This is a genomic window from Suilimivivens aceti (genome assembly GCF_025567405.1).
GTDB lineage: Bacteria > Bacillota > Clostridia > Lachnospirales > Lachnospiraceae > Suilimivivens > Suilimivivens aceti.
The window spans coordinates 38,853-55,696 of sequence record NZ_JAOQKJ010000009.1; the positions used below are offsets into that span (position 1 = coordinate 38,853).

Consider the following 16,844-nt stretch of genomic DNA (forward strand, 5'->3'; position numbering starts at 1 on the left):
ATCCTGAGTCAGCTTTAAGTATAAGAAAAAGAGACTCCGGACAGAAGTCTCTCTTTGTTACGATTCCTCCAAATATTTTTATATTCTTTTATAATCCAAGACTGTCTATCCATGAACTGATATCTGATTCAGACGCTCCACCATGGAATCGTTCCCCTTCTTTCCAGTCACCTGTTCCTGTCATCTCTTCCAGAAGATTACCGCTGTCACCGATTCCCGAGGTCGCTGCTGTACAGAATGGGATGACTGTTTTTCCTGTAAAGTCATTCTCTTTTACAAAGTTATCTACTGGCCATGCTGCAATTCCCCACCAGATAGGATAGCCAATGTATACCGTATCATATGAATCCCAGTTATCAACTGTTGTACACACCAGTTCCACATCTCTTAAGCTCTCATCATCATGTTCTCTTGACACCCGGCTGTCATCATCTGTCCAGTCAAGGTCATCATCTGTATATGGCTCCACAGGCTCTATTTCAAACAGATCTGCCTCTGTAATTTTTGCTATCTTTTCAGCAACATCTTTTGTATTTCCTGAAGCTGAATAATATACAACCAATGTTTTTCCATTTCCTGTTGATGTATTTTCTGTTGTATCTGTAGTGTTTTCGGAATTTGTATCCGCTTCTTCATTTCCAGACTGGTTTGTACTTGTAGACTGGCTGTCATTATTAGAAGCAGACTGGTTTGTATTGCTTGCTCCACATCCTGCCATCAAACCGATTGCCATGATGCATGTTAAGAGTACTGCTGCTATTTTCTTTGTTTTCATTCTAAGATTACCTCCTGTCCTATAAAATGTTTGTCACGCTAATTTCTATCGGATGAAATTGGTAAATACAAAATCCGGTGCCTTTGGCATTTCAATTCCCATTTTTGTCGCAACATTTTTACAGTTAATGAAATATGCCATATTGTTTCCAAGAATCTGCATAACCTGCATTCCTTCGAGATCCTGTTTTACTTCATCCGGATTCGTCCCATGTACCATATTCCAATATCTCGATGTAATGATCGGCATCTGCATCAGACCAAAATATTTATTTACCTGATCCCATGTGGCCGTTGTTCCGGCCCTTCTTGCTGAAATTACCACAGCGGCAGGTTTCAGGCGGAATCTGTCGCCGCCACCGTTTAAATCGGCATAAAAGACTCTGTCCATAAAGGATGTGATTGCACCGCCTGCACCACCCCAGTGTACCGGAGTTCCAAATACGAATCCGTCATAATCCCCTGCTATTTCCAGAAATTCATTCACGATATCATCCAGGATGCATTTATTTTTTTCCTGACATTTTCTGCAGGCAATACATCCTGAAATCGGCTTATTTCCAATCCAGAAAATATCTGTACTTATACCATTTTCATTTAATGCACTGGATACTTCACAAAGAGCTGTATAAGTACAGCCATTTTTGTGTGGACTGCCATTGACAAGTAATACTTTCATTGATTTTTCCTCTTATACTTACCAGTTCTTTTTTTCTTTTGAACTGTCATTATTCTTTTTTCTTTCCTCAACCATCTTCACGAACCATTCCACCATATTCGGATCCTGATGCGAGAAGAAGGAGCTTGTCTTCTTGTCCAGTTCTGCAATAGTCTTCATATCATCATCAGAAAGTGTGAAATCAAAAACATTAAAGTTTTCTTCCATTCTCTCAATGTGTGTTGATTTCGGAATAACCACTACCCCTCTCTGAATATGCCAGCGAAGCATAACCTGTGCCGGAGTCTTCTGATATTTTTCTGCAATCTCTGCGATGACAGGATTCTCAAATGTGCCTCCTCTGCCCTCACCGAATGGTGCCCATGCTTCTAACCGGATATCATATTTGTCTGCCCATTCCTTCATCTCTTTCTGCTGATTGAAGATGTGGGTTTCCACCTGATTTACCATAGGTTTAATGCGGTTGAAAGATGCAAAATCAACCATTCTGTCTACATAAAAGTTGGAAATTCCGATTGCTCTGATTTTTCCCTCATCGTACAGATCTTCCAATGCATGGTAAGCACCGTAAGCATCTGAAAATGGCTGGTGAAGCAATACCAGATCCAGATAATCTGTCTTTAACTTTTTCATGGATTCAAGAACTGATTTCTTTGCTTCTTCATATCCATAATGTTCAACCCACACCTTTGTTGTAAGGAAGATTTCTTCTCTTGGAATGCCTGACTTTTGGATTGCATTCCCAACCTCTTCCTCATTAAAATAACTCTGTGCTGTATCAATCGCCCGGTATCCAACTTTTAAAGCATCAAGCACACATCTTTCACATTCCTCTTTTGTTACCTGATATACGCCATATCCCAGTATTGGCATTTTTACACCATTATTTAATGAAATATATTCCATTGTCGTATCCTCCTTGTTTTCTTTCATTCATCTTACATTCATACTATAATACTGATAGATTCCTTTGAGAAGTTTCGATAAGTTTTTCAGTCTTAACCTTTCGGTTTATTCTGGTTCTTACTGATTGAACAGCCATCCCATAATTTCTTTGTCACGACAAAACAGATAGCCACCGCCATGCTGATAAGTGACCGGTGTTCCTTCAAAGTAATCTTTATCTTTTACATCCAGTACCACCAGTTTATCAATCTCTGATTCCGATAATCCCTGTTCTTTGTAAAGCTCATGTATCTGCTGGTATGCCTCTTTAAAAGGTTCTGATCCATAGTATTCGTCGCTTTCGCCAATCACAAAATATACCGGCGTTTTCATCTCCACAACCGACTCATATGCACCATCCCACTGAGAGCTGCACATAAGTGCCGCTGTATATAATTCCGGCTGCTTTGCCAAGACCAGTGACAGGGTTTCTCCTCCTCCGGAATAACCATTAATATATACTTTCGATGGATTAATAATATAATGCGTCAGAAAATACTGTGTCAGTTCAATTGTCTGATCTGCTGATATCTGTTCCCAGTCATTTAACTGTGGAGCTACAATAATCATATCGGTAATATACTTCTGTGCTTCAAATCCAAAATCTTCTGTCCGGATATTTTCTCCCACGCCCTGAAAATATAATCCCTGATATCCGGGTAATGTTACATATAGTGCATATTCCTTTGTCCCGTCATATGCATCCGGAATATATACATTGTAATGAATGTCCCCTTCATTTGGAGAATGAAGAACATTATCCAGGAGGAAGCCCCGGTATTCTTCGCTTCCCGGCGTAACATTTTCCAATTCATCTCCGGATGTATTTTTTTCTGTATTTTCTTTTTTCTCATCTGTCTTCTGCTGTACGGTCTGTACCTGGTTTATTGTTTGTTGATTCTTCTTTTCATTCCTGCCGGGTTTTAAAAAGTAGATATATACCATGATTACCATTGCTAAAATAACAACTCCAATAATTGTAAGTACTAATTTCCGCTTTTCCATAAATACACCACCTTCTTTCAGTATTAACCTTTTCGGTTTCTCTTACCTGTTTTCTTTAGAAACACTCCACTATAATATCCAATAAATGCTATCAATATCATTACTGCCAGATAATCCAGCAGAAAAGGAAAGATCCCCTTTTCATAATCATAAAATACAAAATGCATCCTCATAATCAGATAATCTCCTATCTGTCTCCTGTAAAATGCATATAAACCATAACCTGCAATTGTGGTTGCGACAGATCTTGCTGCCCATGTTCTGATGACGGATGGATGTTCCCATAATCGTCCTGACATTGCTACCGCTATATTCCAATGAAATCCGAGATGTAATGACATCACAACCAGTCCCCAGTATGCGCAAAACATATGTATCTGTCTGGCTGTCATATATGTTCCGGAAATCTTTATCCATTTAAATATGTGATTTGACAATAATATTCCACTTATCATGGAACCCATTATAAGAATAAGCATGATGATAACCAGTACTGTCTGTATCACTCTGAACGCATTATATTTTCCTTTCCTTACAGAGGTCACCCATTTATGATTCAGTGTGTGATGTGAAATAAAAAGCACAAGCATCGCCATACCAATCCACTCATGTGCAGTCTCGCTGAGCAGACTATATGGCATAAGAAGAAGCAAACATATCGTCATTCCTATATCTATCATTATTTTTGCTGTAAATCGCTTATTTTTCATATCCTACCTCTTATCTAAAGCATTCATATTGTCTTCCCAGAAAGATATTGCACGATCAATCCATCCTTCTGCTACAGTCCCCTCTCCCAATCCAAATCCATGAGAAAGGCCTTTAAATACTTCTATTTTTGTATTTGGGCCATTTTGTTGTATCTGGGAAATATAATTTTCCATACTTCTGTATGATGCAATTCCGTCACTTGTTCCGACACAGGCATAGGTTGGAGGCTCCATTCCTGTCACCTGGGAAAGTCCTGTATACTGCATAATCACCGCAGCCGGTGCAGGATATTCTTTTTCTCCAAAGTAAGCTGTTCCATAAGAACCAAGCCAGGCCGCCATCCTTGCTCCTGCTGAGCCACCCCAGAGAGAATAATCCGTCATATCAATCTGTAGTTTCTCTGCATTTTCATGTAAAAACGCAATTGCTCTGGCAAGATCCTCACAGGCAGTCTGTGCTCCCGGACGATAAATAAGAGCAAATGCATTATAGCCTTTCTTTGACAATTCTAAGGCATGAGGAAAGCTATCATGTATTCCGGCTACATATACAAAGCCTCCTCCTGCATTGATAATCGTTGTTTTTGCTCCTGCATTTCCCCGAAAGAAAAATAAACCTGTATCCTTTTTATCCGCATCTGCCTGCATTTCTTCTTCACTATATATTGGATAAAAAATCTGCTCACCATTCATTGCCTGATTTTTCATATAATTTACGATTTCTACTGTTTTATCGTTGTTGACTTCGCTGTACCACGGCAAAATAGAGCTGACGTCTTTTAATTTCAGATTGTCCTCTATTTCCATATCTACCGGAAATATGAGTCTGCCATAATTATCGAAAGCTGAATCATGGATAACATCATTTATATTACTCTCTGCATTAAAACTTTCTTTTTCATTCATATTGATATCCTTCTCTGTCACGCTCTCTTGCTCTGTTTTTCCTGTTTCCAGCGTTTTTTCTTCCCCGATTGCCAGGTTCTGGACTGTTGTGCTACACCCACTGAACATGATAACAGTCATGATGATTCCTCCAAGAGCTATCCTCTTTATCTGCATATAGTATCCTCCATTTTCACTTCAGCTAAAGTATAACAAAACGAGACTCCATTAGAAGTCTCGTTTTGTTATTCAGTATTAACCTTTAGGTTTCTACTCGCATGTATTCAATTTTTATTTTACCTTGTTAATAGCATTTATCAGCCGCTTAACCTTAATGGACGGTTTTTTCGAATGAAGAATTCCAAATGGCATAGTATAATCCCACTCTACTGGAATGATTCTGATCAGTGGATGAACACTTTCCCAGCTCTTGAATGCCAGTAATACCTCATTATTATTTTCGCATCGGTTAAATGCTTCTACATTGTACAGATTAAAGTCTACAATATTGATTTCAGGATGATTTTTCATCATATCATCCCTTAGCATATCGCCATAATAACTCCATCCTCTTTTCATGAGCATAAGATTTTCTCCAGCCAGATCATCAAGTGTAATTTTTTCTTTTTTTGCCAGCCTGTGATGAATTGATACCGCCACACAAAATGGTTCTCTTGAAATCTCAGTACCATCACAGCCTCTGAGTTCAAGCATTGTTTCATCAAAGATTCCAGCTATCACATCAATATTCTTTCCCATATTAGCCAGTATCTCTCTTGCATTCTCTGGTGTATTTTCAAATGTAATCAATTTAAACTTCATCTCCGGATATATTTTCTGTATCTTAGGCCAAAGTTCCACAAAAACTTCCGGTGGCGTCATCGGAGATATTCCAACACGAATGATTTCTTCATTATGATTCATTGCTTCCTGCGCCCGTATCAACGATTCTTTTGAATATTGAATCAGATATTTTGCATCCTGATAGAGCGATTTACCAGCTTCCGTAATAATAAGACCTCTGTGTGTTCTTTCAAATAGTTGCAAATTTAAGCTGTTTTCCAAAGAATTTATCTGTTTAATAACCGCAGGTGCACTTATATATAATTCTTCTGCCGCTTTACTAAAACTTCCAGCTTCTACAACGCAGATAAATGTATCAAGTTGTGGATTATACATCATGTAATTCACTCCTCTTTGTGATTTTTCTTTATCTCCTCATAAGTAACCTGTCTACGCTCCGCTTCGGTCCGCGCTGGGCAAAGGTCCCCTGGACCTTTAGCGCCTCTCAGCCGCCGTTAAATCCATCTCGTCCATGTCAAGTCTCACATTCACATGATGCTTCGCTTCGTGGAGTTTGGACAATAAACATACCGTCTCCACGTGCATCGGGTGTTGTGTTTGACTGCAAAACGTTGCATTCGTCTGTGGTAAGTGACTGCAAACTAGAATAGATATTAGATGAGTCTTCCAGACGAATATCATCACCCTGGCATGCTTTCGTTGCAGAACTGCCAGAACCGGTATGTTTCTTAGAGGCATTCAGCCTCGCCGGTTTAAAATGATCTCCATTTTTACGGTCCTTGAATCCTGTCCGATACACAAATGTTATCATCGACGGATCAGCATTTCCTTCTTCATTATAACCTCCAACGACAACATAATCCACAATACTCTCAAATACTTGACGGTCAAATTCTTTTATAGTATCATTCTGGACCAATTTTTCTCTCATGAAGGCTACACGGCTCTCAAGATCAAGCTTTGTATTTCCTATATTTTCTAACGCTCCAATCTCCGTTTTCTTTTCTTCGATCTGCTGTTGAAGGGAATTTCTCTTTTTCTCGAAAGTCTCAAAGTCAATCTTTCCTTCAAGATGCATATCGAGAAGGTTATTAAGCTTATAGCTCATATCCTTAAGCTTATCTTTTTCCTTCTCAATTCGCTTCAGAACATCATTATCACTGAGTGTTGCTTCTACTCTCTCCAAGAATTCATCAAGGACATCCTTATAATCACGAGTCATCAGCTTGTAGGACTCCACAAATGCACTCATCAGGGCTTCTTCTATAACCGCCTTACAATTAGGGCAATTCTTCTTTCCCGTCTTGGAAGCTGTAATACAAAGCCAAATTGTTTTCTTATATTTACCGCCATGCCAGGTTCTTCTGGTCAAAGTTGCTCCACAGAAACCACATCTACATTTGCAGCTGAAGGCGTACTTGTTGGTATAAAGTGTTCTGTACTCGTCCTTCTTCAGTCGTGCGTTACTATGACATTTTCCTCATTTTGCCAGGATTTCTTGTGCCTTATCATAGACTTCTCTTGAAACGATTGCTTCGTGGTGATTCTTCAGAAGATACTTATCTGATTCTCCCAGGTTTTCCAATCTTCTCTTAGCAATTGGATCTACAGTGAATGTTTTCCCCTGTAGAAGATCTCCACAATATTTCTCATTGCGAATGATTCCTGCAACTGTAGTTTGATGCCATGTCTTTGCTCCGGAGGGACTAGGAACTCCCATATCCATCAGTTCATGTGCGATTGTGGATGTTCCTACGCCTGAAACATATCTGTTAAAAATGTACTGAACAATCTTGGCCTGTTCCTGATTAACAGTCATCTGCTTGGTTTGTGGATCATAGTCATATCCAAGTGCTCCAGCGAATCCAACAATCTCTCCACGAGACATCTTCATCGCCAAGCCCTTTTTAACATTATTAGAAATGTTTTCAACTTCCTGCTGGGCTACAGAACTCAGAACTACCAGAAGCAACTCTCCATCCATTGATAAGGTGTTGATCTTCTCATCTTCAAAGTAGACCGCAATATTTCTTTCCTTCAGCGTTCTCACATATTTCAACGTGTCTAAAGTGTTTCTTGCAAATCGGGAGATTGATTTGGTAATCACCATATCAATCTCCCCATCAAGACAGGCCTTTATCATTTTCTGAAATCCTTCGCGCTTAGACACCTGCGTTCCGGTAATTGCTTCATCTGCATATACTCCGGCCATCATCCAATCCGGATCTTTCTCTATCAGTTCGGTGTAATATTTCACCTGCGAACTGAAACTGTTTAACTGCTCTTCTCCATCTGTACTTACACGGCAATAGGCTGCCACTCTCTTACGGACAATTTCCTTACCTCGCATTCTGCGATCTTCCAGAGAAGCCTTCGCACGTATAATACTTACTTCATTTTCCATGTGCTGAACCTCCTACAAAAATCTTAGCCATCTTCTATTTATCTACAAGGATGTCAGACACTATGCCGTAATCCCTTCTTAAAGCACTTAAGCACTTTTCATATTCTTCTTCAGATAAAAGCTCCTCTTGCAAGAGGAGCCCCAAATAACCAACCTGCATTGAGTAACGGAGGAGTTTTTCATTGTTATCCATATTCATTCCTCCATACTTAGTTCGTGCCAACTTGACACGAAGTTGATTCCAAAAATTCTATAACTTCGTGTTTTACATATTTCTTAATCCTACCGATTTTCTTTATTGCTGAGGTGTAATCGATCTTACAGCTCGATGCAATATCTGTAAGATTCATCTCTTGTTTTAAATACTTCTGAAACAGAACACGATCCTCGGTTAAAAGACATGCAATCTGGAGATCATATAAGTTTTGGATCTCCTTCATTTCTTTGAGAACATGAGCCTCTTCGATGATCTTTTCAGGGTGTTCAATCCCATCCAGAAGATCACCAGAGAAATCGCAGTTACGAATTGCCTTTTCAAGGTCCGCACGGAAGCTTCCTTCGTTGCCGGTTGGATCACTATATCCATTCCCTGACTGTACTCTAACTCCCAGCTCACCGTGTTCTGCTCTTCTATTTCTTTCCTTCTCTTCCCAGATGATGTACTTCATGCCTGCAATGCGAGCATTGATAATTCCATCAATCTGAGGGTAGTACTTGCAAATAATATCTACTTTTAATTCAGGCTCTGCTTCCGCATATTTCCTGATAATATTCGCCTTAGCTTCCATCTGATCCTCCTGTAAAAGTTGAATTGATGTCACTAAAGCCGCGCGCTGCTTTTGTAACGTTCTTACATAATTTATGGTACCGAATATCAGCTCTCAGGTCGTTACACCATACGACAACATCCGGTTGCTCATTCAGCAACTTCATTGCTCTAAACCCTTCAAAGTCATGAGCATTGTAATTGCTGCATCTAATGTCTTATCCAGTTTCATTCCCTGTAGAATCGCTTCAGCCTGCATCAGTTTTGAGCTTCGAGCTGGCATCTCCCCAGACAAGATGTAATCTGTCGTCGTTCCAAACAGTCTTGCCATCTCAACAAATAGCTCTGGTGTAGGAGTCGATCTATTGGATTCATATCTTGAAATAGAAGACTTATTCTCTAAGTGCAGTTCTTCCGCAAGGGCTGCCTGAGTCATATTGTTTTCTTCTCTTAACTTTTGGATTCTTCCTCCTACAGTTGTTGTATCGATTCCGTTGTTCTTTTTCATTTTTCGCACCTTTCCGGTGCCTTCCAAAACGGAAGCTATCCCAAAAAGTGCGTAAAATCCCCCTTGCAACCAAATTCTCCTCAAAAACAAAAGAAAAGAATCCTGCAAAACATACACTAAGTCATTGTCAGAAGCACTGTGATATTCACAGCCTTCTAATGACTAGCTTCCGTTTTGCAGGCTCCTCTTTACCTTATTAAGTAGTTACATATAGCTCTTTAAGCCATCTACCGTATAGTCCAGCTCTCGGCAAACTCTTGACCGTCCACGCGCCACTCGTCCGTCATGCCTTTAACGCCTCAAGATCTGCACCGTGCCCCCCTCGGGCTACGTCTTTCATAAGACAGAACTCTGGCGACCGGTTCAGCAGTCGTCCGCAGGGATCTCACTATATTCAATTATGTTCATGGTTATTTCCCTGTGATTCCATTGCTATACCTTGCAGTAGGTTCAGCTGATATCATACGTTTATTTCTCTCGATACCAGCTGCATAACTCATAATTCTGATCTGCTGCTTGTATGCCGGGTCATCCTCATTATGTCTTTCCTCAAAGACCGTAACCTTCCCCTTTCTGACAACAACCGCCATATTCTTCCCACAACAAGGACAAACAACATTGCATTTACAATCACCCTGGGGTTCCTGAAGAAATGTTCCGCAGAAATTACAGGATGCAACAAACTTATCTCGTCTCTTTGGTGTTACCTGACTCATCCATCTCGCCTCCTGAAAAGCTATCATATTTTCTCGATATCTCTCGTATCGGTAAAGGGAAAAACCCGATGATGAGTTTTGCCAAGATGTTTCCGCAAGTGCAGCCACGCACCATCCATAGCAAAAGGCTTTTTCTGATCTTTTTTTACTGTTTAGCAACTACGCCAATGCTTTAATTACATGCACGGCTACCCCCTGAATCTGTAGATTCTCGCCTTCGGGAACGATAATGTCTTGCATCTTTTTATTTTCAGGGTGTAAGCGAACACAATGGTTCGCCTCATCTACACGGAGTCGCTTAAGCGTATTTTCATTGTTCACTAGAGCTACTATAATTTCGCCATCTTTCGCCTCTGACTGCTTACGAATAAGCACCAGATCTCCCGGGTTGATACCGGCCTCAATCATGGATGTTCCTTTCGCTCTGAGTAAATAAAATGATCCAGATCCAAACAAAGCAACGGGCAGTGACAAATATTCCTCTGCATTCTCCTCCTCTAACTGTGGAAGACCGCATGATACAGATCCGAGGATTGCCACGCTTGTCAGCTCAGTACTGATTCTGGAGGTCTTATCCGTGATAATCTGCTGGCCATCATACTTAATCATGTCTTTATCAGCCATTTCAACCAAGTATTTATATACAGTACCACGGGCAATTCCAACTGCTTTAGCTATCTCTGTTGTAGAAGGTGAGTGGCGATTGTTAATGTAGTATTCCTCAGCAAAAGCCTGGATCTCTTTCATCCGGTTAACTGATTTATGTCTCATACGCCGCTCCTTTCTAAAGGAAGCAGTCTGCTTCGCTTCCTAAAGATAGAATACCCGAACACAGGTTCTTTTTCAACAAGCATTTTATATTTGAATAGACATAGGAAATATTTTTCCCATGTCCATTCTATGTTACAGTTCTACTTGACGTTATACAACGTCGAGTAATTACATCTGAAAATATGCTCTGGCTGCAGAAATTCTGGCATTAATTTCTTGTTCCAACTCATATTCTTCCAATGAATTGAGGTCCCACATGTGAACCTTAAAGAAGGCTTTCCCGGTCTGACCATCAATCCAATATCTTTGACGACGTGTGAATGTGTTCTCTATGGGAAAAACATCCAGTTTATCTTCAAGTTTTAGAGTTCTAAGTTTCATTCGAAACTTATGGATAATCTCCTTGTTTATCTGTTTCTTTTGCATGAAATCTCCTTTCATGCAAGATCGATCTTGCAATTTATTTTGTGCACAAGAGTATCATCACACAAACTCACATGGTAATCACGGACACTTTTACTAATCTAATTTTCCCCTCGCTATGTTCCAATCCTGATAGACCAGTTCTTGGCTAAGCCCAAGTGTCATGTAGTATATTCTACAAAATCCACCAGATAAAAAATCAAACAGACTACTTTGATATTGATCATTTAATGAAGAAAATAATTGACCGTATTCATCTGAAAAATATTTTCTAACCAAGTCATATTCCTCAATTATCTCATCTTTTCCATCCATGATGCTCCGTAGAACTGGAGCTAATCTATTCTCAATGAGAATATCATTTCCTTTTGAATCTAACTGTTCGTTTCTAACTCGACCTTTCTTTCTATAATAGATATATTCAGAAAGTGGTATTGCCAAATCGCTAAATCTATAAACGCCACCGACTTTGAATTTTTCCATATACTTTAATTTCTGAAACTGCTTCTTTATCGGGTCGTACATTTTTTTGTCTGTATCCATCATTTGAGCCATTATGTCAGCCACATCGTGAAGGCTATAAATCGCTTTCTTTTCATATACGCATTTAAGTTTTAATCCTGAAAATTCCTTCTTTAAATCTGGTAAAGCTAGCATCAAATACTTTTGTACAAATTGGTTTCTCAGATACATGTAGAAAAATTTATATGGATTATCCTTTACCCTTGGAATTTTTTCATCCTTATAGTTATGCTTTACAAAGCCATAATACTCTTTCTCAGCCGCTATCGATATTAACAGTCTCCTCTGCAATTCAAACATAAACTTCGCATCTGTTCTTCTATCATCAATTAACAAACTAATTAGATCATCAATAAAAGGTATATTTTCTTGCCAACTATTCAAAATATTCTCTAAAGAAGAATCCCATCCAAATTTACTTTCGCCTCTGTCTAACTGGGGTGCGATGGACGCCCATCCCTCATATTGTTGAATAGCTATTTGAATGTCGCTCCAGCTATGAGAACAGCTCTTTTGTTGCTCAAAATAAGGTTCTTTTAAATTATTCTCATAGTATTCCCGTTGTTCCGTAAACGCCTTCTTAAGTTTTTCTATTTGGTCATTTTCATCAGGAGTTGAAGACATATACCTCGCTAACGAACTTTCACCAAGGTTACAAAACAGCTCCTCATATATACGATCTATCGCCTCTATATATCCATTTTGGCTGTCATATCCAAGATCTTTATATAGTTTTCTATACCGTCGACCATCACTCCTTAGATTAGGATCGTCACTTGTATTTATATATTCTTTCTTAAATCTTCTGCTAAGATGAGTTGAAAGATTTTCCATTTACTCTTCTTCACTCCTTATCACGTTTTCTAGCATTGATTTATACTTTTTTGTGACAGCCTCCGGTCCAGAAATAACCATTTCCCCCGCAAATTGAAATACCCACGCAAGAAAAGTTTTACTTACCGACACTTTTACTGTTGCCTTAAATCGGGAATTCGACACTGGCTCCAATTCAAAATCTCTGCCAAAACGATCTATAACATTCTTCACAAGACTGTTATCACAGATGAGTTCCACAGTCTGCATATTTCCATCATACATTTTGAATATTCTTCCCGAAAAATCACTCAAATCAAACTTTTCAGGCTTTGGGCATGACATTTCCGGTAAAATATGTACGTCTTGAATTCGGTCTAGGCGTGGACTAATTATCTTTTTATGTTTCTGTGAGTACCCAATTACATAGTATGCATCATCATTCCATATGCAGGCATATGGACTTAATACATACATCTCACTATCGTTCTTTAAAACTGGCTCTTTAGCAAGGTTATAATCGCACATATAGTATGAAATCTGTTTATGCTCTTTCATTGCAGTCATAATATTATCAAGTGCATAATAAATCTTATTGTCAGTAGGTTTTGTCCGGTCATCTACTCCTATTATCGGAGAAAGATATTCCTTCTGATAATCACTTGTTAATGTAAGTATCTTATCGATAAGCTCCTGACTCTTCTGTGCAGATAGCGCTCTTGATGATGCTATGGCATCAGTTAACAGCTTTATTTCCGTTGTCTGTAAGCTTCTTTCACCCAAAAAATATTCATTTGCTTGATGATTAGATAAAATCACGTCATAGCCAAAATCCTGAAGAACTGAAATGTCATCCTTTAAAGTCTTTCCGGTAACAGAATATCCTCGGTCCTTCAAATATAGAATTATCTCTGCCGTTGTTACTGGATGTTCCTCGTCTGACTTTTCCTTCAATAATTGAAGAATAGCCAAGATACGGCCCTTCGAATTTGGTTTATCCAATTGTACTCACCTCACATTTGATACATCTTATATTTTTTCTAAATAATTCTGTTTATTTAATATCTCATCAATATAACAAATTGCCTTTTTAAACTCAGCAGATGTACTTTGCTTCATATTCTGATATTTATCTTCGTAGATATTTCTGAGCAGCAGGATATAAAAATCTCTATTCTGTAAAATAGTCTTTGGATCCACTGTTCTGATGGCACAAAATAAATACTTTAAATCATCTTCTGAGACGGACAATACGGTGTTATCCTGATTCAATACCGCTTCCTGCATTTTCAATTTTTTCTTGTAAGCAATCGTACCTGTGTCTTTAAGCTTTTCTCCATATAATGATTGTTTAATTCTTGTCTCGACATGCTCCTTGGAGCTACTATATCCAACTATATGTTCTATATAATCGCCCGGAAGATTTTTTAAATAGTAGAATATCGGCAAATTTTTAGCTTGTGAGTTCATAATATATTTCATATACTCTGCACTGTTAGATATCTTCTCTTGAAATAGAAAACTCTCAATAATTCTATTGTTGGATAAAGCAACTTCCTTTTCGCCAATGGTTACCGAAATAGGTGTCTCCTCAGTTTTCTTTACTTCTCCGACAATTGAGAGTACCGGCTCCCCATCAGTCTCAACAAACTTGCCTCTATCTACAAATCTAATCTGATCTAATAACTCAGAACCTATATAGAATGAATTTCTTTCTCCATACAGTTTTCCAGAGCTTGTATTCAATATCATTGTATTCGAAACGCCTGCCATACTTATCTGTCGTATTTTATCCATCCATAATGAATTTATTTTCTTTGTTTCTTCGTCTAAGATGCTTCTTAGCTCGGCATATTGTATCTCTGTATTCTCAGCTTTATATCTATAATAGATTGCCCCAATTTTAAGTTTTTCTTCCACGTACTTCTTACAAATAACAGGTTTTGTTGTAGCCTCTTGAACCTCAATGATCCCATATTTATTCCCCTCAAACTCGTAAATATCGCGTTCAAATTCAATAGCAGGTTCAAAATGTTCTCTTACATAACTTGACCACACGGAAAGATCACGTTCTTCAAATTTTATTAAGCTCTTTTCTTTTAAGCCTATCATTTCATGTGGTTTATCTTTTATCCCAAAAATAATGTGTCCACCTCGATTATTTGCCATTGCTGCCATAGCACGTACATATTCAGGCATACTGCCCCAACCAAAATTTTGCTTATACTCTACGGTATATCCTTCTTGGGTGCCTATACACTCTGAATTTTTGGTACTTTTCCGAAATATTTTTTGTAGCCTTTTTTCATCCATTTTTTCTACCCCAACATAATAAAAAACACTTCTGATCACTCATCGTGACCAGAAGTGAATTCTTTAAAGTAACAGATCATTCTCTTTAAGATAATCGATGAATGTACTGATAATCAGTTCTTTACGTTCAATAATGTCCTTTTCTGTGAAATCACTCAACTCAGATGCCATTTTGATCAATTCAACATCTTTTGTTGGTTCCTTCACTTTACCTTTATCTGTCACAAAGCCCTGATAGTATTTCTTTTTGTCTGCAAACCTATAATCAGAGGCTCTGATATTTATATTTCTCTCTAAAAGTGCCTTATTACCTAATGATTCAAGATTACTCTTAGTTTCCAACGTATCCTCATTTTCCTGACGCTTCTTTGGATAAATGTGTTCAATCTCCAGTGTAGTATCGAGAGAAATGAGTTCCTGGCCTTCCTTAGTATATAGCCACCAGGCTAATATCGATTTTGTTATTGGTCTGCCGTTGGTAAATACATAGTTTTCAAGAGCATTGCGTACTGCATCTTGATCAAACTTATAATTTGTAAACAGCACCGGTTGATTGTTCACGATGTTAATCATTTCTGGATATGCTGGACTACGAAGCGCATTAACACCTGGTCTCATAATTGCATATGTCCAAATAAACGCTGTGATCCTATTTAAGAAGCTGTAAAACTCCTCTTCCTCTAGGGTTCCATCTTCTTTACGGTTCTGCATAAAATACACTGATACCAAATACGCCCACATACCATTTGGTGCGTAATTTAGCACGGATAATTTTCGCAGAATCCTATCCGAGAATGCACTATCATCCTGCAGAGATACAGACTTCCAGAACTGTGCCAGTGCTTCCAAATTTCCTAATGTCTCATTCTTCTTGAGCAGCGCATATTTATCTTTTTCGTAGAATTTTCTAAGAGCTTCTGTTGTTGTGTTCTTTATTCCGAGCTTTGCACGCTCATAATACATGTATCTAGTAAAGAGCTCATCCATCGATGAACCAGAAGCCGCAGAGAAGATTTCATCAGATAAGGACTCCAGTTCTTTCCATCTGCCCATAAAGAAATCTTTTTGTCCCTGATCCTTATAATGCTTATAGAACTGAGCCTTGAAGATATCTGTGTCAGACAGTGGCTTTCCTCTATCATTTAATGTCGAAAAGATTCTAAGTGCTGTATCCTGTGATTCGGCTTCAATCGGTAATAAGATACAATTATTCATGATTCTGTTTGGAAGATAAGCAAAATATGCTGGATACTCAAGCAAAAACTTGTTTATCTGATCCATAAAAAATCTATAATTCTGTGCATATACACTTTTATGATTATCGTTCACAAGACCGGTTCTAAGGATAGAAAGAAATTCATCCTTATCATCATCAGAAGAAACCTCTGAATCAATCTTTAGATCATTCATATTTGGCGTTCCAAATTCATCCGTCTTCCAAATACACTTTGAAATATCTTCTGCTGTCTTTACCGAGTTCTTATCCTTCATATTACCGAAGAAGGAATAAAAAGCTCTCAATAGTAACATGAGTGTCGTGAGTCTTTGCTGGCCATCAATGATTTCTAGTTTGTTATCTTCATTCTTAAATGTAACAATAGGGCCTAAAAAGTATTCATCATTCTCACTATCAAACAAGGTATAGTCGTTATCCGGAAACGCAAACGAAAAAATGTCATCCCATAAAGTTTGACATTCAACATCATCCCATGCATACGGTCTCTGATAGTCTGGAATGAGAAAATCTGATTTTTTATTTGAAAACAGCTCTTTTATTGTCTGTTGATCTATATTCAATTTTGACAA

19 protein-coding genes are annotated in these 16,844 nt (G+C 38.4%); all 19 read right to left on the reverse strand.

Annotation, left to right across the window (positions count from 1 at the left end):
- Positions 1–88: 88 nt before the first annotated feature.
- Entirely contained in the window at positions 89–775 is a 687-nt protein-coding gene (locus OCV77_RS11540) for a flavodoxin (protein ID WP_262575217.1), read from the reverse strand.
- A 45-nt stretch (positions 776–820) separates the two neighbouring features.
- Positions 821–1,453 carry a flavodoxin family protein gene (locus tag OCV77_RS11545; RefSeq protein WP_006427000.1) on the reverse strand — a complete coding sequence of 211 codons (633 nt, stop codon included), beginning with the start codon at positions 1,451–1,453 and terminating at the stop codon, positions 821–823.
- Positions 1,454–1,471: 18 nt separating this feature from the next.
- Positions 1,472–2,359, reverse strand: a complete 888-nt coding sequence (locus OCV77_RS11550) for an aldo/keto reductase (RefSeq protein ID WP_262575218.1) — start codon at positions 2,357–2,359, stop codon at positions 1,472–1,474.
- 117 nt (positions 2,360–2,476) lie between these two features.
- On the reverse strand, positions 2,477–3,403 hold the full coding sequence (locus tag OCV77_RS11555) for a prolyl oligopeptidase family serine peptidase (RefSeq protein WP_262575219.1): 927 nt from the start codon (positions 3,401–3,403) through the stop codon (positions 2,477–2,479).
- 23 nt (positions 3,404–3,426) lie between these two features.
- Positions 3,427–4,113: a DUF4405 domain-containing protein gene (locus tag OCV77_RS11560; RefSeq protein ID WP_262575221.1), complete on the reverse strand. Its 687-nt coding sequence runs from the start codon at positions 4,111–4,113 to the stop codon at positions 3,427–3,429.
- 3 nt (positions 4,114–4,116) lie between these two features.
- Entirely contained in the window at positions 4,117–5,175 is a 1,059-nt protein-coding gene (locus OCV77_RS11565; protein ID WP_262575222.1) for an alpha/beta hydrolase, read from the reverse strand.
- 114 nt (positions 5,176–5,289) lie between these two features.
- Positions 5,290–6,180, reverse strand: coding sequence for a LysR family transcriptional regulator (locus OCV77_RS11570; protein WP_015521527.1), 891 nt, complete (start codon positions 6,178–6,180; stop codon positions 5,290–5,292).
- Positions 6,181–6,316: 136 nt separating this feature from the next.
- Positions 6,317–7,258 carry a recombinase zinc beta ribbon domain-containing protein gene (locus tag OCV77_RS11575; RefSeq protein ID WP_262575279.1) on the reverse strand — a complete coding sequence of 314 codons (942 nt, stop codon included), beginning with the start codon at positions 7,256–7,258 and terminating at the stop codon, positions 6,317–6,319.
- A 24-nt stretch (positions 7,259–7,282) separates the two neighbouring features.
- Positions 7,283–8,206: a recombinase family protein gene (locus OCV77_RS11580; RefSeq protein WP_262575223.1), complete on the reverse strand. Its 924-nt coding sequence runs from the start codon at positions 8,204–8,206 to the stop codon at positions 7,283–7,285.
- Between the two features lie 34 nt (positions 8,207–8,240).
- The gene (locus OCV77_RS11585; protein ID WP_262575224.1) at positions 8,241–8,399 is read right to left on the reverse strand and encodes a conjugal transfer protein; all 159 of its coding nucleotides are present in this window, start codon (positions 8,397–8,399) and stop codon (positions 8,241–8,243) included.
- A gap of 16 nt (positions 8,400–8,415) precedes the next feature.
- Complete coding sequence (locus OCV77_RS11590; protein ID WP_262575225.1) at positions 8,416–8,994, reverse strand: hypothetical protein; 579 nt, start codon at positions 8,992–8,994, stop codon at positions 8,416–8,418.
- 141 nt (positions 8,995–9,135) lie between these two features.
- Positions 9,136–9,480 (reverse strand): helix-turn-helix domain-containing protein, encoded by a 345-nt coding sequence (locus OCV77_RS11595; RefSeq protein WP_262575226.1) that lies wholly within the window; start codon positions 9,478–9,480, stop codon positions 9,136–9,138.
- Positions 9,481–9,890: 410 nt separating this feature from the next.
- Entirely contained in the window at positions 9,891–10,196 is a 306-nt protein-coding gene (locus OCV77_RS11600) for a hypothetical protein (RefSeq protein WP_262575227.1), read from the reverse strand.
- 159 nt (positions 10,197–10,355) lie between these two features.
- A complete protein-coding gene (gene lexA / locus OCV77_RS11605; protein ID WP_262575228.1) occupies positions 10,356–10,967 on the reverse strand; it encodes a transcriptional repressor LexA in 612 nt (203 codons plus the stop codon).
- 168 nt (positions 10,968–11,135) lie between these two features.
- On the reverse strand, positions 11,136–11,393 hold the full coding sequence (locus OCV77_RS11610) for a hypothetical protein (RefSeq protein WP_262575229.1): 258 nt from the start codon (positions 11,391–11,393) through the stop codon (positions 11,136–11,138).
- Between the two features lie 93 nt (positions 11,394–11,486).
- On the reverse strand, positions 11,487–12,746 hold the full coding sequence (locus OCV77_RS11615) for a hypothetical protein (RefSeq protein WP_262575230.1): 1,260 nt from the start codon (positions 12,744–12,746) through the stop codon (positions 11,487–11,489).
- Complete coding sequence (locus OCV77_RS11620) at positions 12,747–13,727, reverse strand: helix-turn-helix transcriptional regulator (protein WP_262575232.1); 981 nt, start codon at positions 13,725–13,727, stop codon at positions 12,747–12,749.
- A 27-nt stretch (positions 13,728–13,754) separates the two neighbouring features.
- Positions 13,755–15,038, reverse strand: a complete 1,284-nt coding sequence (locus OCV77_RS11625; RefSeq protein WP_262575233.1) for an ATP-binding protein — start codon at positions 15,036–15,038, stop codon at positions 13,755–13,757.
- A gap of 63 nt (positions 15,039–15,101) precedes the next feature.
- Complete coding sequence (locus OCV77_RS11630) at positions 15,102–16,844, reverse strand: DUF262 domain-containing protein (protein WP_262575234.1); 1,743 nt, start codon at positions 16,842–16,844, stop codon at positions 15,102–15,104.